The sequence below is a fragment of the Chryseobacterium sp. TB1-D10 genome (genome assembly GCF_059803555.1).
In genome coordinates, this window is sequence record NZ_JAPFHB010000011.1 from 1 (window position 1) to 18896 (window position 18896).

At 35.8% G+C, this 18896-nt stretch carries 14 protein-coding genes and 1 tRNA gene; 9 read left to right on the plus strand and 6 right to left on the minus strand.

The window, feature by feature from the left end; all coding sequences use genetic code 11:
• Positions 1-2: 2 nt before the first annotated feature.
• A tRNA-Phe gene (locus tag OPU68_RS15110) sits at positions 3-75 on the plus strand.
• A gap of 120 nt (positions 76-195) precedes the next feature.
• On the opposite strand, the gene OPU68_RS15115 is transcribed toward OPU68_RS15110, so the two are convergent.
• Positions 196-5157 (minus strand): T9SS type A sorting domain-containing protein, encoded by a 4962-nt coding sequence (locus OPU68_RS15115; protein ID WP_498474794.1) that lies wholly within the window; start codon positions 5155-5157, stop codon positions 196-198.
• A gap of 203 nt (positions 5158-5360) precedes the next feature.
• Here OPU68_RS15115 and OPU68_RS15120 point away from each other — a divergent pair, with 203 nt between their 5' ends.
• Complete coding sequence (locus OPU68_RS15120; RefSeq protein WP_498474888.1) at positions 5361-5672, plus strand: winged helix-turn-helix transcriptional regulator; 312 nt, start codon at positions 5361-5363, stop codon at positions 5670-5672.
• Positions 5673-5884: 212 nt separating this feature from the next.
• On the opposite strand, the gene coaD is transcribed toward OPU68_RS15120, so the two are convergent.
• The 3 genes from coaD to OPU68_RS15135 all read right to left on the minus strand — a co-directional run bounded on the left by coaD (position 5885) and on the right by OPU68_RS15135 (position 8024).
• Positions 5885-6346: a pantetheine-phosphate adenylyltransferase gene (gene coaD / locus OPU68_RS15125; RefSeq protein WP_133942954.1), complete on the minus strand. Its 462-nt coding sequence runs from the start codon at positions 6344-6346 to the stop codon at positions 5885-5887.
• 127 nt (positions 6347-6473) lie between these two features.
• Entirely contained in the window at positions 6474-7457 is a 984-nt protein-coding gene (locus tag OPU68_RS15130; protein ID WP_498474795.1) for a D-alanine--D-alanine ligase, read from the minus strand.
• Positions 7458-7658: 201 nt separating this feature from the next.
• Positions 7659-8024, minus strand: coding sequence for a diacylglycerol kinase (locus OPU68_RS15135; RefSeq protein WP_498474796.1), 366 nt, complete (start codon positions 8022-8024; stop codon positions 7659-7661).
• A gap of 115 nt (positions 8025-8139) precedes the next feature.
• Between OPU68_RS15135 and dnaN the strand changes: the two genes are divergently transcribed.
• From dnaN to OPU68_RS15160, 5 genes are all read left to right on the plus strand, one after another.
• Positions 8140-9270 (plus strand): DNA polymerase III subunit beta, encoded by a 1131-nt coding sequence (gene dnaN / locus OPU68_RS15140; protein WP_063968383.1) that lies wholly within the window; start codon positions 8140-8142, stop codon positions 9268-9270.
• A gap of 335 nt (positions 9271-9605) precedes the next feature.
• On the plus strand, positions 9606-12005 hold the full coding sequence (gene pheT / locus OPU68_RS15145) for a phenylalanine--tRNA ligase subunit beta (RefSeq protein ID WP_498474797.1): 2400 nt from the start codon (positions 9606-9608) through the stop codon (positions 12003-12005).
• Positions 12006-12076: 71 nt separating this feature from the next.
• On the plus strand, positions 12077-13330 hold the full coding sequence (locus tag OPU68_RS15150) for a WD40/YVTN/BNR-like repeat-containing protein (RefSeq protein WP_498474798.1): 1254 nt from the start codon (positions 12077-12079) through the stop codon (positions 13328-13330).
• Positions 13331-13678: 348 nt separating this feature from the next.
• A complete protein-coding gene (gene hemN, locus OPU68_RS15155; protein ID WP_498474799.1) occupies positions 13679-15037 on the plus strand; it encodes an oxygen-independent coproporphyrinogen III oxidase in 1359 nt (452 codons plus the stop codon).
• Positions 15038-15089: 52 nt separating this feature from the next.
• Positions 15090-15920, plus strand: a complete 831-nt coding sequence (locus OPU68_RS15160) for an alpha/beta hydrolase family protein (RefSeq protein WP_498474800.1) — start codon at positions 15090-15092, stop codon at positions 15918-15920.
• A gap of 3 nt (positions 15921-15923) precedes the next feature.
• Here OPU68_RS15160 and OPU68_RS15165 read toward each other — a convergent pair whose 3' ends face one another.
• A complete protein-coding gene (locus OPU68_RS15165) occupies positions 15924-16391 on the minus strand; it encodes a hypothetical protein (RefSeq protein ID WP_498474801.1) in 468 nt (155 codons plus the stop codon).
• A 100-nt stretch (positions 16392-16491) separates the two neighbouring features.
• On the opposite strand from OPU68_RS15165, the gene OPU68_RS15170 reads away from it, so the two are divergent.
• Positions 16492-16935: a 6-pyruvoyl trahydropterin synthase family protein gene (locus OPU68_RS15170; protein WP_498474802.1), complete on the plus strand. Its 444-nt coding sequence runs from the start codon at positions 16492-16494 to the stop codon at positions 16933-16935.
• A 93-nt stretch (positions 16936-17028) separates the two neighbouring features.
• Positions 17029-17649: an OmpW family outer membrane protein gene (locus OPU68_RS15175; protein WP_498474803.1), complete on the plus strand. Its 621-nt coding sequence runs from the start codon at positions 17029-17031 to the stop codon at positions 17647-17649.
• 48 nt (positions 17650-17697) lie between these two features.
• Here the strand turns inward: OPU68_RS15175 and OPU68_RS15180 are convergent, their stop codons facing one another.
• A complete protein-coding gene (locus tag OPU68_RS15180) occupies positions 17698-18894 on the minus strand; it encodes an exo-beta-N-acetylmuramidase NamZ family protein (protein WP_498474804.1) in 1197 nt (398 codons plus the stop codon).
• Positions 18895-18896: the final 2 nt, after the last annotated feature.

The following is an 18896-nucleotide window of genomic DNA, read 5'->3' on the forward strand; positions in this document are numbered from 1 at the left end:
ATGGTTTCTTAGCTCAGTTGGTAGAGCAATGGATTGAAAATCCATGTGTCCCTGGTTCGATCCCTGGAGAAACCACAAAAACCGCCTAATTTTAGGCGGTTTTTTTGTGTTGTTACATGTAAGGTTTAGTTTAGAAAATAAAAAGAGCAGGCTAAAAAACCTACTCTTAGTTACATTAAAAATTACTAACGTTTCTTATTGTTTTATAATCTTAATTATGCTTTCAGAATTATTAATTCTTATTAAATAATTTCCTGCAGGTAATTTTGAAATATCTGCCTGTTTATTATTAAACTTCCCTTGTTTTACCATTTGTCCAGACATATTATAGATTTGAAAATAATAGTCTTTTTCATCTTTCGCGTCTAGGTTTAATAGGTCTTTTACAGGGTTAGGGAAAACAGTAAATTTATCTTGTTTTACTATTTGCTCTATTTCTGTTTTGGAGATAGGCTTGGTAGCTTTTTGCAGAGCATCTTGTGGAACAGGTATTTTATTAGGATCATATCTCCCAATTTCATTACCATTAGCATCATATTTAATCTCGGCACAACGGCAAGACATTGCGGCTTGTGGTCGGAAACCGAATGTTGGCACTAATGTATATAAGAGATCACTTGTACCTCCTCCGGTTGCATTAAACAGCATTCCTAGAGAAGGGCCAGTTCCTTGACTGGCAGATGTCCAGATCCCTGAAAAGAAAAATGTCACTTTTGCAGCATCCATTGAAGCAGTTAAATCATTACCTCCATTAAATCCTCTTATTCCATTATTTGAAAATACTCCAATATTATACTCAGGTTTGTTTAATACGAATCCGAATCTTGAATTCGTTTTACTTTGTGCCGATGTAGCCCTCACCATTCCACCTACATAGTTAATTCTACTTTGGTTGTAAGATTCATTTCTTACATTGAGGTTATTTCCATTACCTGGATCCATTCCATAGATACTGGTATTGAATTTCGCATTATAAAACCAAGGTGTATTTCCTTTTGAAATAATGTTCCCCAATATAATTCCTGTAGAAACACTCTCTAAGTCAACAATTCTCCAGCCTGCAGGGCAAGGATCGTATGGAGATTTTTCAGTGGCATGTCCCCATCTTTCCGGCATGATACCATTTTCGTCTGAAACCCAATCTAGCTTTGTGTTGTCAGATTGATATAAATAATTTAATGGGTTTGCTACAGAATATTTTACCACTTTTTTCAACTTATCTACTTTAGAATCAAGTGCTGAAACTGCAGCAAGATTAGAATATGTTGAATAAGGCTGAGTATATGTGCTTGTATATGCAGCTTCTGTCATATTTACTGAGTAAGGAATAGCACCTGTTGTTGCATTAGCTGGATTGGTTTGTCTATATACAGTATAAGTATTAAAAGGCCTCGAAAGAACTCCATTAGTCCATACTTGAGGGAAGTTATAGAACATTCCAGGATTGTAGAATACAGGAAGTGGATCTTTTCTGCCCCATTGGAAATGTAGTCCTCCACTATCATGCATTTGGTCTAACTTCTTATAGATATCTGTTTGAGTATTTGATGAAGCCAACGGTTGTCCTTCTACATCCGCTAAACCTATAATATTCTCGTTGATAAAAGGTACCTTTGCTCCTAAATCCCTATCCATAAAGGTAGTTTTCATAGGGACACCTGCACTCGTCATTGGATCTACAAACTGTCCATTGGCAGTTATAACTCCGCCGTTACTAGCATTTTCCGGATCAAAAGTGTATTTTTCAATAATAGATCTTGGTGCCCAAATATGCCAACTCCATAATACAGGATCATTATGTTTATTAGCTGTCCAAGTTCCCGTACCTACATGGAAGGCAACAACAGCATTGCCTATTTGATTTTGATTTAGGGTAACTTTTAAAATAGCGCCTTCTATAGATCCATTGATAATTTCCATTTTTTGGATCAGATTTGTATTGTTGGTCCAAACAACAGAAGAAGATTTTGTGCTTTCTGCGGGGAAAGAAAAGTCGGTACTAAGATACAATTTATGCATTGCGTACGCCTTTCTTAAAGGTATTTCAATAATTCTGTCATTATCTTTATTTGTATCAACACTATTACCTTTCGGATTAGGAGTTACTAACGATGAATTGGTGTATTCCACATAACTATTTGGCAATTTTGCCCAAGATTTTAATGTCTCAAGAGAATAAAGTTCGTTGGCACTGGCAATAAATTCTGTTTCGAATTCTTCCGGCATGTAAGCATTATTAGGATCATAAATGCAACGCACTCCGCCGCTACCAGCATAAGCAGTGTTTGAAAAATTATGCCAGCCTACTATTGTATGACCTATTTTATTTAGGGGATCTGAAATTAATGCTAAACCTGCTGCGCCGAATGTTGGTAAATAAGTTCCTATTTCCGGAATTGTCTCAATTGCGGTAGTAAATGTAGAGGTTAATAGGCCACCATCTGCACTTTGATCTTGATAATTGATTACTGGAGTTATCCACCCTGTTCCGTATTTCGTAGGGGACGCTGTATTTGGATACCCTTCGTAATTACCATTAATAGGGAATTTTCCAAGATTCATTCCGTTAACTCCTGAAAAATCAAATCCAAACTGAGGATAAATTTTTATTCCCGGATAATTAGAATTTAATGCATCTGGTTTAAACTCAGGGTTATTTACATTTCCTGTATGTTTTCCCCAAGGGCTGTATCTATTTGTTTGAAATGATGGGTCTTCAAAATTTCTTCCTCCTGAAAAATAGCTGGAAGGTACCCTCCAGTTACAAGGGCAAGGATCGAATGATGATTTCATCGCATATCTAGAGCTTGATTCACCCGCAGCAGGATCATCAATGTCTGAATAATTACCTTGACGTGTATCTCCCCATAAATCCCATGCGATTATGTTTTCGCGATAAGGAGGGATGAATTTTTTGTATTTCTCCTTTGAAAACCAAGTTGTCATACTGACTCCTTGCCATAGACCATTTTGTTTCTGTTTTAAATAATCTTCGCCATCATTCAATAAAGGTTCTCCGTTTTTGGCAACATATATTGGTGTTGCTATAAAATTAATAGGATTTCTTATCGAGAATCTTATATTTCCATTTGGGGTGTCTGTACCTGTGTTAAGTTGTGTGGTATATTTATTTCCTCTGACTTTTATAAATTTGGACTGAAAAACAGGATCATTATATGCTAAATTAATCTCGCCACTAATTGAATAGAGGCTTAAATCTTTAAGACCAAATGAAGGAAAAGGATCTTTTCTTCCCCATTGATACTGTAGTCCAGCAGATTTATGCCAGTCATTCCCAACAAAATTAGCATTTGTAGCACCTAAGTTTCTGTCCATCCACTTCCAGTCAGTAACTAAGTTTCCTTCTTTGTCCTTTTCAAAACCGTGATGATAAGTGCTGCCATTAGTTGGATCATCAGTTACCCACAAATGCCAGGTCCAATATATTTGACCGTTTACTTTATACGATATGACTGCGTTTCCTTCTTTTATTTTGTTTACCATGATTTTGATCTTGGCATTTTCTCCTGTACCTTCTAAGGCAACAGATTTTATAAGACCTGGTTCATCTTCCCAATATAATCCAGCTGTTGCAGTTCCTCCTTGTGGAATATTAGTATAATTACCATTGTCATCCTTCATGAAATCCCCACCTTTAGACCACATTTCATAAGCCTTTTTTACAGGAATATACAATCCATCTACATTACTTCCATTTTTATCCTTCCCCGTAAAAATATAACTGTTCGGAGCTTTTGTCCAGTCTGTTACAATACCTGGTTGTGCACCGTTATTGATTGCAAAACATGAATTGGAACAGCTGCCGGTATCCAGTTTTACATTATCAAAAATCCCAACGTAATTGGTAAATTTTGCAATTTCTGATTCTATATCGGATAAAGATCTTACTGATTGTGAAGTCGTTGTAGCATCATTTCGCAAAGCGCCCATTCCGTAAAATGTCATTTCTGGTGTATTTGATATGATCAAGTTTTCAGAGCCAGGACCTCTTCTTGCTCCGCCTTGATCATTACCGTATCCGAAAAATACAGCTCCATAATTACTTGTTCCAGTCAAATTACTAAAACTGATGTATGTGCCATTGCTTTTATAAATTCGTAAACCCGTTGCCTGACTGGATACAATCACAATAGGCTCCTGATCCTGCATAAAATCTGAAAGTTTTTCATACATCGTATTATATAAATTAAAATATCTGCTTTTTAATAGGTTCGGATTCCTGAAATCATGATAACCGGGTCCGTTTGGATCTCCCGGCCACTGGCTAAATTTCAGTAGTAAACCATTGATGGAAAATTTCCCGGCAATCATATATACAGGATCATTATAAGTGTACAAATAAGGTACGGGATGTCCGGCAACAGCATCATATATCATCTCAGAAGTGGAGCCTAATGTATCACTTATTGCACCTTGATTGAGCATTTTGATGGACTTAAAGCCATTATTATCAGACAGTGTCGCTGGATTTTTAGGAGAAAAGACAACATTATTTTTTTTGTTGTTCATGATTACATTCCCAAGCTTGTTCCAAGAATAAGCTGACGTTACTCTGTCTTTTACGCCTGTAACTTTTCCATTGGAATCCATAATCAATGTACTTTCTTTCCTTGGCGTTAGTAGAATGGTATATTCATTTTCATCAAGATCACAATTAGCTGCTGTATAATCTGATTGTTTGTAATGATTGACAACTTTGTCCCACGTAACGCTGCCAAAATTGCTTGTACTTGAATCTGAACTTAATTCTACTTTTAAATTGTAATTCGGATTGGTAGAAGCAGGTAATTCAAAAGTTGCTTTCAGGGTTTCATTATACTGATTGTACGAGTATAAAGTTTTGCACCAGCCAGTAATCCATTCTCCTTGGGCGTTTTGATATTTCACAGAAAGAAGAATGTTACTGTTTGTAAAAGGTTTGTTAAACTGACCGCTCATAACAACCAAACCCTTTTCATTCACGTTCTGTGAAACTACGATTAGGGGATCTAAATCGTAAGTCGTAATTGGAATGTAACTCCCCAAGATATTATTCTTGTGATGGGAGCAGACAGCATTACTATCTCCTGAAGAGGCGTGGATTGATGCAACGCAACATACTGCTGTCAAAACAGATAATAGATGTTTTTTTTTCATATTTGTGTTTTTAATATTATTATATTTTTTGATAATGTTTTTTTTTATGTTTTAAAGCTTTTTGTGATTAATCTATTAATAGAATTACAAATTTTCTTGTTAAAATTTATTTTGATTTTGTATGTTTGTAAAAATTAAATGCGTTTTTATCTAGTTTTCAAATATGCATTTTTTAAAAAAAACACACAATGAGTCAAGAAAAAATGACTACTCAAAACTCAACAGATAGTCCAGAAATTTGCCCAGCACAAAAGTTTTTAAAATTACTTTCGGGCAAATTAAAGCCAGAAATTTTTTGCTTGGCAATAAAATCCAGCTTACGTTTTAATAGTTTATTGCGTGAAATAAAAGGGTCTAATAAGCAGTCTTTGGCAGTTGCTTTAAAAGAATTGGAAGAAACGGATTTGTTGGAAAAGGTTGTAATTACACAGAAACCTTTGCATATAGAATATTACCTTACAGAGAAAGGGAAATCGCTCATTCCAGTCTTCCAGCAATTGGAGAATTTATTATAAAAAGTAAAAAATTTCACACCTCTTTTTGAAGGTAGTGATTTTAGAATTTTTAATGTAAAGTAATAGGTTTTTTCTTCTAGTAGAGCGATGGAAAAACTTTTGGTTAAAATAATACTGTAAAAGAAATTAAATAGGCTGGATCTAGATTTGAAAATCAACATCAAAAGACAATAATTCGAGATGTAGATAAAAGATTTTAGAATTTTGCTTATTTAAACCCTAACTGCATCGGGAACCATAATCTCATAGTTACCACCATAAGAAATGATTTCCCGTACAATGCTGCTACTGATATAAGATTTGCCAGAAGAGGTCAAGAGGAAAATAGTTTCAATCGTATTTTCTCTCGTCAAAGCACGGTTGGTTTGGGCAATTGACTTTTCAAATTCAAAATCGGCAGGATTTCTCAGGCCTCTCAAAATAAAATTCACGTTTTTGCTTTTACAATAATCGATTGTAAGACCTTCAAAATCATCCACTTCTACATTCGGAAATTTTTCAAAAGTTTTTCTGATGAATTCTTTGCGTTGCTCCAGAGAGAACATATATTTTTTCTGAGAATTCTTTCCGATGGCGATGATGATCTTGTCAAAAAGCGGAACCGCGCGTTCAACAATATCGTAATGTCCAAGCGTTATAGGATCAAACGATCCAGGGAAAACAGCAATTTTCATAGAAATTCTAAATTTTAGATTATGAATTTTAGATTTTAACGTCATCTAAAATTTAATATAAGAATCAGCAATTTAATACTTTTTTTAAAAGCAAATAGCTGATCGCTAAATGCCACCAGCTACTAATTTATTTTTTTAATGCTTTCTCAACTTCGCTTCCACAAAGGTCTTTGATGGAAATTCCGTAAATCTTCGCTTGTTGCGGAAGAATACTTGCCGGCGAAAACCCGGGATTCGTATTCATTTCCAAAAGGTAAGGGATTCCATCAACGATAATGAATTCTGACCTGGAAAATCCACTCATTCCCAACGATTTATAAGCTTTAATTGATATTTCCTCAACTTTTTTTGTAGTTTCTTCATCAATTCTTGCAGGTGTGATTTCCTGAGAAGCACCTTCATATTTAGCTTCATAATCAAAGAATTCTTTATCAGGAATGATCTCCGTAATTCCCAAAACAATGACTTCACCTTTGTAATCCAAAACACCAACAGAAACTTCAGTTCCATTCAAAGCGCTTTCGATTAGGATTTCGTCGTCTTCTTTGTAAGCAATTTCCAATGCAGTTTTCAATTCGCTTTTTTCTTTCAATTTAGAAATGCCAAGAGAAGAACCACTTTGATTTGGCTTTACGAAAAGTGGCAATCCAAGTTCTTCCACGATTTTGTCATCAGAAATGTCTTCACCTTTTCTCAGATAAATACTTTTTGCAGACGGAATTCCGTATTTCGAAAGAACTGCTAATGTATCTTTTTTATTGAATGTCAATGCACTTTGATAGAAATCACAACCTGTATATTTTTGTCCAACAGCGTCCCAATAAGCTTGTAGGATTCCGTTTTCGCCAGGCGTTCCGTGGATGATATTGAAGCAAGCATCGAATTTCAGGCTTTCTCCATTTCCAAGATCAGCAGAAAAATCGGCTTTGTTGATTGGCTTTTTATTATCATTTTCGTCTAAAAAATACCATTCATCTTTCAGGATGACTACTTTGTAAACATTATAGATTTCACGATCCAAAGAATCGAAGATCAATTGCCCACTTTTCAGAGAAACTTTGTATTCATCAGAATATCCGCCCATTACGACGGCTATGTTTTTTTTGCTCATTCTAGAATTATATTGAAACAAATGTAAAAATTTTATACAAAAATCTATGATTAAATCTCCCTAATTTTAAATAGTAAATAGGATTGGTATTCCACGATAAATGTATTATTAAATCTTTGCTGAGTTTTACGCCTTTGCGAACCTTAAAATATTTTCAATAAATTCAAAAAATCTTAAGCGGACTTTGCGTTTAAATTTTCATCAATAAAAATACAACTTCAAATAAGGCCAATAAACCAAAACCCCAACAAAAATTGCAGAAATAGTCGCCAGCAAAACTGCTCCACCAGCTAAATCCTTAATCATTCCGATTCTCAAATCAAATTCCGGCTGGATGTAATCGCAGATCTTTTCAACGCAAGTATTCAACACTTCCGTGACCAAAACAAAAAATGAAACCAAAATGATCAAGACCGTTTCAAAATTAGAAAGTCCCAAATAGACAATCAAAAAAAGATTAATAATTAATCCCAAAATATGAATCTGAAAGTTACGTTCGTTTCTCAAAATCCACAAAATCCCACGGATTGTGAACTGAACGCTTTTATGAAATGGCGGTTTTTTCATAGGAATAATATCAACAAAGATAGATAAATCTAAAAATTGTTAATAACTAAATAAATACCGCTTTTAAAATCACATCAAATTCATTATCTTTGTAGAATTGAAATAAATACAGTTTATGAGATTTATTGTTGCCAGTGGCGATTTGCAAAAAGCTTTACAGACCGTTAGCGGTGTGATTTCCGGTTCACAATCCAGACCAATTTTGGAGAATTTTCTTTTCGAGTTAGATCAGAACTTGTTGACTGTTACAGCATCAGACGGAGAAACAACCTTGATTACTTCTCTTGAAGTGAAGTCAGATGACAAAGGAAAAATAGCAGTTCCAGGAAAGATTTTTCAGGATTTCTTGAAAACTTACGGAGAGCAACCTTTGACTTTGGCCGTGAAAGATTCCGAAGACGGGAACGGAAGCGTTCTTGAGATCTTGGATGAGAAAGATAACTTTGCAGTAGCGCTTGACAATGCAGACGATTATCCGGAATTGCCGGAATTCGATGCGTCTCAAAAGGTGACCATTTCCGGTGGCGTTTTGGCAGAAGCTTTAGCGAACACTTTGTTTGCGACGAGTAACGATTCTCTTCGTCCGGTAATGACGGGTGTTTTGTTTCAATTCAAAGAAGATGAGACCAACTTTGTGTCCACAGATTCTCACAGATTGGTGGTTTACAAAAGAACAGATGTCACGCATCCTGAGACTTTGGAATTCATTATGCCGAAAAAACCATTGGCGATCTTCAAAAATATCCTGAACAATTCAACGGAAGATGTTTTGATCGAGTTCAGTGACAATATGGCGAAATTCACTTTCGGAAACAACACTTGGATCTGTCGTTTAATTGATGGGAAATATCCAAATTATAACGCTGTGATTCCGAAAGAAAATCCAAACGTTTTGACCATCAACAGAGGTTTGCTTTTGAGTTCTATCAGAAGAGCGTCCATTATGTCCAACAAATCTACCAATCAGGTAAGATTCAAATTGTCCGGAAACGTGCTTCACCTTCACGCAGAAGATACAGAATACGCGAACAAAGCGGATATGCAGATCCCTTGCGATTACAACGGTGATGATATCAACATCGGTTTCAGCTCAAAATTCCTGACAGAGATGTTATCCGTTTTGGCTTCAGACGATGTCACGATGAAAATGTCTCAACCAAACAGACCAGGAATTGTAGAACCGGTTGACGGATTGGAGGAAAACGAAAGTATCCTGATGCTTTCTATGCCAGTGATTGGATTATAAGTGATAGATGATAATTGATTAATGATTTATTCATTAGTTTTATAAATACTGTAAGATTTGAGATTTGATGATTCAAGTCTCAAATTTTGTTTAATAAATATTTTGGGCAGCTTTTCCGCCTTCCGTTCCCAATCTTTTTTGCCAGAGCTTTTTCCAGCCGCAAAAAAAGGATTTCCACTCAAGTCGGGCTGCAGCTTCGCGGAAAGGAAAGATTGGACAATAAAAACAATTTTGTCATTCCGTAGGAATCTAAACTCAGAGATTCCGAATAAAGAACAAAGAATAATTAAAAATCTCGGACATCAGATTTCTGACATCCGACAATAATATAAAAAATGAAAATCTCAAATAATTGGCTTAAGGATTATATCAAAACTGAACTTTCTACTGAGAAGATCAGTGCGTATCTTACGGACATTGGTCTGGAAGTGGAAGGCGTGGATAAATTTGAAAGCGTAAAAGGTAGCTTGGAAGGAATCGTTGTTGGCAAAGTATTGACTTGCGAAAAACATCCGAATGCAGATAAACTCAACAAAACAACAGTCGATGTTGGAGGAGGAAAAGTTTTAGAAATTGTTTGTGGCGCACCAAATGTGGCTGAAGGACAAACCGTTCCAGTAGCAGTGGTTGGAACTAAGATCTATGCAAAAGACGGCACTTCTTTCGATATCAAAAAAGCAAAGATCCGTGGCGAAGTTTCCGAAGGGATGATCTGCGCAGAAGACGAATTAGGCTTAAGCGATGATCACGGCGGAATTATGGTTTTGGATTCAGAAAAATTCGAAGTTGGAAAAAACTTTGCAGATTATTTTGAATTAACAAACGATGAGGTTTACGAGATCGGATTAACGCCAAACAGAACCGACGCAATGTCGCATTATGGTGTTGCGAGAGACTTGCAGGCTTTCCTGGTTTCCAATAACCTGAAATTAGAATTCACGAAAATTGAATCCAAAGTCTTAAATATTGAAGGTTCTCACGATTTCAAATTACAAATAGAAAATTCTGAACTCACACCAAGATACTTGGGAGCAGTTATAGAAAATATAGAAGTGAAGACTTCTCCGGATTGGTTGAAAGCAAGATTGAAAGCCATCGGACTTTCGCCAATTAATAATGTGGTAGATATTACCAATTATATCCTTCACGGCCTCGGACAACCGCTTCACGCCTTTGATGCAGACAAAATTGCAGACAAAATTGTGAAAGTTGGAACCGTAAAAGAAGGCACAAAATTCAAAACTTTAGATGGTGTTGAGAGAACTTTGAATGGTGCCGAGATCATTATTAAAGACGGAAAAGACAATCCGCTTTGCATCGCCGGCGTTTTTGGCGGAAGCGAAAGTGGTGTTTCTTCGGAAACCAAAACGATATTTTTGGAAAGTGCTTACTTCAATCCGGTTGCGATCAGAAAAGCTTCGAAATTCCACGGACTGAATACCGACGCATCTTTCCGTTTCGAAAGAGGTGTGGATCCGAACAATGCAAGAACCGCTTTGACGCACGCGATCCAGTTGATTCAGGAATTGGCTGGCGGAAAATTGGTTGGCGAGATTCTGGAAAGTTATCCAGAGAAAATCAAAGATCATTACGTCGTTTTCAGATATTCGAAGATCGATCAGATTCTGGGGACTAAAATTCACAGAGAGAAGATCAAAGAGATCTTAAAATCTTTGGAGATCACGATTCTTAACGAAATTCAAAACGGATTAGAATTATCAATCCCAGTTTACAGAGCCGATGTCACAAGAGAAATCGACGTCATCGAAGAAGTCTTAAGGATCTACGGTTACAACAAGATCGAAGCACCAAAGAAGATTTCTTTTACACCTGTAAAATTGGATTTCGAAGATCAGGACGCTTTGGAAAATGCCTGGGCAAGGACTTTACAAGGAAACGGCTTCAACGAGGTAATGAACAATTCATTGACTTCAGTAAAAGACGAAACCGATGCGGTAAAGTTGTTAAATCCATTGAGCAACGATCTGGCATTTATGAGAAAGTCTTTGTTAGAAGGACTTTTAGGAAATGCGATTTACAATATCAACAGAAAATCAGCCGACATCAAATTTTTCGAATTAGGGAAAATTTATCATAAAAAAGAAACTTACGAAGAAAGAAAACAATTAGCAGTATTGACGACTGGGAGAGAGGTTGCAGAAAACTGGCTTCAGCCAAAAAGTGCAACGGATTTCTACCATTTGAAAGCTTATGTCAAAATTCTTCTTGAAAAATTAAATCTTGATCTTCACGAATCCGCTTTGGAAGACTCACGTTTTTCTGACGCTTTGGAAATCACGGCTGACGGAAAAACTTTAGCAAGATTAGGAAAAGTTTCCCCACAATTGTTGAAGGATTTCGACATCAGCCAGGAAGTTTTCTACGCTGAGATCGAACTGGAAAATTGCCAGTCTTTCAGAAGCAAAGAGAACTTGAAATTCGTTGATATTCCGAAATTCAACAAGATCAGAAGAGACCTTGCATTGCTCGTGGATAAAACGATTTCTTACTCAGAATTGTACGAATTGGCGAAGAAAAACAAATCGCCTTTCCTCAAGAAAATCAACCTTTTCGATGTTTACGAAGGTAAGAATCTTCCGGAAGGAAAAAAATCTTACGCTATGAGTTTTGAACTCCTCAACGAAGAAAAAACGCTTGAAGACAAAGATATTACAGAAGTAATGAACTCGCTTATCAAATCTTTCACAAAAGAATTGAACGCAGAATTGAGATAAAATTCAACACATTATAAAATTAAATCGGGAATATTCTCCCGATTTTTTTATTTTTAGACAAAATTAAAACCGTGAAAAAATTATTTATCCCATTTTTATTTATTGCGGGTTTGGCTTTAGCACAGACTTACAATTGGAAATCATTATCAGCACCTCCTTCTACCACAGGAAGATATGATGATGTATTCTTCCTTAATGAAAATCTCGGCTGGGCGGCAAGAGGTGGAAACGGAACTGTTTTCAAAACAACCAATGGCGGCGTAAGCTGGACAGAGCAGACCGTGAGTTCCACCACAGGACAATATTTTCGAAATATAGAATTTCTCAATGAAAATATTGGCTTCGTAGGAACACTCAATAATAATTTTTACAAAACTACAAATGGTGGCACAACTTGGACGAAAGTAAGCAACATTGTCCCTAATATACCAGCAATATGCGGATTAGATGCTGTTGGAACATCTACGGTTTACGGCTGTGGTGCTTGGTTTTCTCCGGCTTATGTCATCAAATCAACAGATTCCGGAAATACTTGGAAATTTATAGATATGTCCGCTTACGCGACTGCACTTGTCGAAGTATTGTTCATAGATGAGAATGTTGGTTTCGTTTCCGGAGGAGATAATGACGGTGCTGTTATTTTAAAAACGACAAATGGTGGCGAAACCTGGACTCAGATTTACAGAACCAATGAGCCTGGCGATTACATTTGGAAAATGCAGCTTTTTGAAGATCATAAAACAATGTTCTGCTCCATAGAATCTGAAACTCAGGGAAAATTATTAAAAACTTTTGACGGTGGAATAACCTGGCAGACAAAAAACTTTCCGGATCATTATGTTCAGGCTGTAGGTTTTGTATCAGAAACGCACGGATGGATGGGCGGACACAACTCCGGTTTTATGGAAACCTTTGACGGTGGAAATACCTGGGTCAACAACAATCTGGGCGGATCACTTAACCGAATCTTTTTTGTGAATAACAATGTTGCGTTTGCCTCGGGAAATCATATTTATAAAATGACAACTACAGGTTTGGCAACCAATGAAACAGAAAATGAAACAGTAGTCAATCTAAAAATCGAAATCGCTCCAAATCCCATAAAAGACAAGCTTAATCTCAATGTTCAGTATTTACATTCGGATCATATCATCATTGGATTATACGATCTGACGGGAAAATATCTGGGAAATATCCTGAAAGATGATGTCATTAATAAAGGTCTGAAAAAGTATTCTCTGGATTTCAAATATCCTGTTGGCGAATATATTTTAGCCGTTCATTCCAATCTTGGAAGACAGTCTATAACAGTTGTCAAGAAATAATAAAAAGAAATTAATTTAAATTTTTAGGAGCTATTTCCCGCTATCCACTATATCTTTTTTGCTTTCAGAACGTTTCGTCATCAAAAGAAAGATTTGTACCAGAAAGCAAAAAAGGATGCCGTTCCTATCGGGGCTAGGGGTTTTGTCTTCAATAGATTTCTTATCAAACTTTATTACATTTTCTCAATAATTAAAGCTCCGTAGGATCGCAATGTTTGTAGCAAAACAAGTTCACCAGATTTTTGAACTCCATAGGAGCGGACCTGTAATATTTAATATAGAAACTACCAATCAAAAGTCATCCTTATTCAAATTCATTCCAAACTCAATTTTTGTAACTTTGCAGGAATGAATTCTTTAGTTGATAAATACAATATTCCCGGTCCGCGTTACACGTCATATCCAACAGTTCCATATTGGAACGAGGCAGATTTTACCGCAGATCTTTGGAGACAATCAGTTATAAAATCTTTTTCGGAAAGCAATTCTGAAGAAGGGATTTCCATTTATATTCACCTGCCGTTTTGCGAAGCGCTTTGTACGTTTTGTGCTTGTCATAAAAGGATTACAAAGCAACATTCCGTAGAAATTCCTTATCTGGAAAGTGTTTTGAAAGAATGGAAATTGTATCTGGAATTATTTGATCAAAAACCAAAGCTAAAAGAACTTCACCTTGGTGGCGGAACACCAACTTTCTTTTCGCCGGAAAATCTGAGAATACTTTTACAAGGTATTTTCGACACAGTTGAAATTGCCGAAGATCAGGAATTCAGTTTTGAAGGTCATCCGAATAATACGACGAAAGCCCATTTGCAAACGTTGTTTGATCTTGGATTTACTAGAGTTAGTTTTGGCGTTCAGGATTATGACCCGAAAGTTCAAAAAGCAATCAACAGAATTCAGCCTTTCGAAAATGTGAAAAATGTGACAGATTGGGCAAGAGAAATAGGTTACAAAGGTGTGAGTCACGATTTGATTTTCGGATTGCCACATCAAACTTGGGAAGCCATGGAATTCACAATCCGTAAAACTATGGAACTGAAACCTGACCGATTGGCTTTCTATTCCTACGCACATGTTCCTTGGGTAAAAGGCGTTGGTCAGCGTGGTTTTGATGAAAATGATCTTCCAAGCGGTGATGAAAAAAGAAGACTTTACGAAGACGGAAAAAAACTTCTGGAAGACCTTGGCTATATAGAAATAGGAATGGATCATTTTGCTTTGGAGCACGACGATCTTTATCAATCATTAACTCAGAAAAAACTGCACCGTAATTTTATGGGTTACACGTCCAGCAAAACCCAGTTGATGGTTGGTTTGGGAATGTCCGCCATTTCAGATTCCTGGTATGCTTTTGCTCAAAATGTAAAAACGGTTGAGGAATATCAAAAGTTGGTAGAAGAAGGACAAATTCCTGTTTTCCGTGGACATATTCTGGATAATGAAGATTTGAAAATCAGAAAGCATATTCTGAATTTGATGTGCCAGTTGGAAACGAGTTGGGATCTGCAAAATTCTTTCCCTGAGATTGAAAATTCTTTAGAAAAATTAAGAGAAATGGAATCTGACGGATTGGTTGAGATTTCAGAAAATCAAATAAAGATTACAGAAAAAGGACGAGCATTCACAAGAAATGTAGCGATGGTTTTCGATCTCAGAATGTTGAGGAATAAACCGGAAACTCGGATTTTTTCAATGACGATATAATTTTTAAAGGAAGTTTTCATTAACTTCCTTTTTTATTTTAAATAAACACAAAATGACCTTAATCAAAGAAAAAAATATCATTCTAAAAAGCGAAAGAGAATTCTTAGCAGATGCCATTTTCCCTGTCTCTGAAGAAAAACTTCCACTTTTAATTTTTGTCCACGGTTACAAAGGTTACAAAGATTGGGGAACCTGGGAGTTGATGGGAGAAAAGTTTGCTAAAGCGGGATTCTATTTCGTTAAATTCAATATGTCACATAACGGAACTACAATTGAAGATCCAAATAACTTTGGTGATCTTGAAGCCTTCGGACAAAATAATTTTTCTAAAGAATTGGATGATTTGGAAGTTGTCATTAATCATTTCAAAACTCAAAAAGAAGTTGATTTTGAGAATATTATATTATTAGGTCACAGCAGAGGTGGCGGAATTTCTGTTATCAAAGCTTCTGAAAATGAGGATATTACAAAATTAATAACATTGGCGAGCATTTCCACACTCGATAGATTTCCAAAAAATGAAGCTTTTGAAAACTGGAAAAAAGAAGGCGTTTACCACATAGAAAACGCAAGAACGAAACAAAAAATGCCTCATTATTTTCAATTCTTCGAAGATTATGAAAATAACAAGTATAGATTTGATGTTCAGAAAGCTTGTGAGAATCTTAAAATTCCAACTTTAATCATTCACGGTTCTGCAGACGAATCTGTAACCATAGACCATTCCGAAAATCTTCATCATTGGATAAAAGATTCTCAATTCAGGGTTATAGAAAATGCAGGTCACACTTTTGGAGCAAAAGAACCTTGGGAAGATAATTCTTTACCAAAAGAATTAGACGAAGCCGTCGAAATTTGTATTGATTTTATAAAAGAAAAGTAAAGTTTATTTCTTCTTTTTGATCAAGTTGTTATTCTCAATCCAACGTTTGCTGTTGTTAATATCCTTCATGTACCAGATATTATTGGCGTTCATGATGTATAGATTGTAAACCAAAGGCATTGCGATTTTTTTTCCTTCTAAAAAGTTTGCTCTTACGGAAACTGCATTTTTTTTGCGGATAAAATCACCGGTGAATATATTGGAGAAACTTTTGCAACTCGATTTGTCATCAATTAATTCAATCAGCGTCAAAGTCCCATCGGTATTGAATTCCAGAATATGGCGTTCTGCGTGATCCTCATAATCTTCTACCAAAACGAACTTTTTACCTTTGAGATCATAATCTGAGGCATCTTTTATTTTTTTGCTTTTATTCTCGATTTTTTCAAGAATTTTATTGATGCCGGCAAAATCCTGGGAATAGAAATAAACGGAAGAAATTAAGCTTAATAACAGAAATGTTTTTTTCATTATATAAATTGTGTTTTCACAGACAAAAATACGCAATTAGAAAGATGGCAACAAATCTTTTACCAAATTAATAAAACGGATTTTTGATTATCTTTGCAGAATGATACGGATTACCAAGATTTTCACTTTCGAGACGGCTCACGTGCTTTATAATTATGATGGAAAATGTAAGAATATGCACGGTCATTCTTACAAATTATTCGTAACTGTAAGGGGAAATCCTATTAATGATCTTAATAATCACAAGAACGGAATGGTCGTAGATTTTGGTGACATCAAGAAGATTGTAAAAGAAGAAATCATCGATCTATGGGATCATTCGGTTTTGGTAAATGGTGCCTCTCCTCATAAAAGTCTTGGTGAAAGTCTGCAGGATCAAGGTCATAAAGTCATCTTTTGCGATTACCAGCCGACTTGCGAAAATATGCTGTATGATATCGCTTCCAAAATCAAATCCAAACTTCCATCTGAAGTTCAGCTTGCTTACCTTAAACTTCACGAGACCGAAAATTCTTATGGGGAATGGCTGGCCGAAGAGAATTGATTTCCATATAAATAATTTTTCATCATTTTTTTTATTAAATATTTGGAGTATTAATATATTTTAATACTTTTGCACCCTAAAATTTGGTAAACTATGAAAAAATTATTAGTAATGAGTGCAATTGCACTTTTCGGATTAGTAAATGCTCAAACTGAAAAAGGATCTTGGGTTGCAGGTGGATCTACCACTTTAGGTTTTAACAGTACTACTTCAAAAGTAAAATATAATGGTGAATCTGTTGATGGACCAAAATCTACAACGTTTAATGTAACGCCTTCTGTTGGATATTTTGTTGCGAATAATTTCGCAATAGGACTTGATTTGGGATTCAAGTCAACGAAAAATGAAGGTTCGCAATACATTTTAGGGGAAGAATTTGATTATGAAAGTACAGAAAGCACTGTAATCGTGATGCCTACTGCTACTTACTATTTCAAATCTGCTTCTAAGATTATGCCTTATTTAGGTGCTGGTGTAGGTTATTTTTCTAATACCATGAAATATCCAGCTGATTATTTTAATATCGAAGAAACAAAGTTTACAACTGACGGTTTAGCTTGGGGAGCCAAGGGAGGTGTTGTTTTTCTTGTGACACCATCGGTAGGAATTGATTTAGGTCTGGCTTATGTCAATACTTCAAATAGGGAAAACGATGTGAAAAATTCAACCAATACATTTGGGGTAAACGCAGGTTTTTCTTTCTTCTTTAAATAATCTTCAATTATTATAAAAACAAAAACCCTCGCAAATTGCGAGGGTTTTTTAGTTTGGATAGACGATATATTTCTGTCTTATTTTTTCAAAATTTTCAAGATCTTTCTTCCAGTTTTCTCTGATTTCTTTTTCAGATTTGCCAGCAATAATTTGCTTTCTCAGCTCATCACTTCCTGCTAATTTATCAAAGAATAGATTTTGTAAAAAGTAATTTTGCTGAGGATTTTTATAGTCTTTGTAAGATTTCAGGAGCCATTGTAAGTGTAACCCTCGCAAATCTTTGGAATAATTACTTAGATTCTCACCGTAGCACAATTTTCCATTCAGGAAAGGATCTTTTGCACCTTCAGTTGGCTTTGGCGTGAATTGATAATTTAAATTTTTCGTCCACGGACTTCCATAGATTTGAAAAGGCAAATCCGTGCCGCGTCCTACAGAAACATGCGTTCCTTCGAAGAAACAAAGACTTGGATAAAGGTTGATGGATTTGTCATTAGGTAGATTTGGCGAAGGTTTATCAGAAACACCATATCGTTTTTGCTTGTAGTAATTGAGCATCGGGATCAAAGTGTATTTTGCCTGAATTCCATTTTTCAGCCATTGTTCACCATTCACCATTTTTCCGTATTCACCAATCGTGAGTCCGTAAACTACCGGAACATTGTGCAATCCGACGAAACTTTTCCATTTATCACGCATCATAGGTCCGTCTGTGTAGCCGTCGTGCGGATTTGGTCTGTCGAGGACAATCACTTCAATATTATTTTCAGCCGCCGCTTCCATTATATAGGACAATGTTGAAATATAAGTGTAAAATCTAACACCAACATCCTGAATATCAAACAAAATCACATCGGCACCTTTCAGATATTCTGATTTTGGCTTTTTATTATCCCCATATAGTGAAACGATGGGCAATCCGGTTTTTGTGTCAATCCCACTTTTCACATGTTCGCCTGCATCTGCAGTTCCGCGGAAACCGTGTTCGGGAGCGAAGATGGATTTGATTTTAATATTATTTTCAACTAAGAAATCAACCAAATGTTTTTTATCTTTCAGAAGACTGGTTTGGTTCGCCGCAACTATTACATTTTTATTTTTCAAAAGCGGAAGATAAAGTTCCGGTCTGTCCGCAGCAGTTGCAAAACAATCTTTGGAAGAATTTTGGGATTTAATAAAAGTGATTGAACTAAAATAAATTAGCAGGATAAAAACTAAAGTTTTATTTTTGAGGCTTAAAATCATTG

Bases quoted from the DNA above. Each gene is read 5' to 3' on its own strand.
- OPU68_RS15115 (WP_498474794.1), bottom strand. From the start codon at position 5,157: ATGAAAAAAAAACATCTATTATCTGTTTTGACAGCAGTATGTTGCGTT.
- OPU68_RS15120 (WP_498474888.1), top strand. From the start codon at position 5,361: ATGACTACTCAAAACTCAACAGATAGTCCAGAAATTTGCCCAGCACAA.
- coaD (WP_133942954.1), bottom strand. From the start codon at position 6,346: ATGAAAATTGCTGTTTTCCCTGGATCGTTTGATCCTATAACGCTTGGA.
- OPU68_RS15130 (WP_498474795.1), bottom strand. From the start codon at position 7,457: ATGAGCAAAAAAAACATAGCCGTCGTAATGGGCGGATATTCTGATGAA.
- OPU68_RS15135 (WP_498474796.1), bottom strand. From the start codon at position 8,024: ATGAAAAAACCGCCATTTCATAAAAGCGTTCAGTTCACAATCCGTGGG.
- dnaN (WP_063968383.1), top strand. From the start codon at position 8,140: ATGAGATTTATTGTTGCCAGTGGCGATTTGCAAAAAGCTTTACAGACC.
- pheT (WP_498474797.1), top strand. From the start codon at position 9,606: ATGAAAATCTCAAATAATTGGCTTAAGGATTATATCAAAACTGAACTT.
- hemN (WP_498474799.1), top strand. From the start codon at position 13,679: ATGAATTCTTTAGTTGATAAATACAATATTCCCGGTCCGCGTTACACG.
- OPU68_RS15160 (WP_498474800.1), top strand. From the start codon at position 15,090: ATGACCTTAATCAAAGAAAAAAATATCATTCTAAAAAGCGAAAGAGAA.
- OPU68_RS15165 (WP_498474801.1), bottom strand. From the start codon at position 16,391: ATGAAAAAAACATTTCTGTTATTAAGCTTAATTTCTTCCGTTTATTTC.
- OPU68_RS15170 (WP_498474802.1), top strand. From the start codon at position 16,492: ATGATACGGATTACCAAGATTTTCACTTTCGAGACGGCTCACGTGCTT.
- OPU68_RS15175 (WP_498474803.1), top strand. From the start codon at position 17,029: ATGAAAAAATTATTAGTAATGAGTGCAATTGCACTTTTCGGATTAGTA.
- OPU68_RS15180 (WP_498474804.1), bottom strand. From the start codon at position 18,894: ATGATTTTAAGCCTCAAAAATAAAACTTTAGTTTTTATCCTGCTAATT.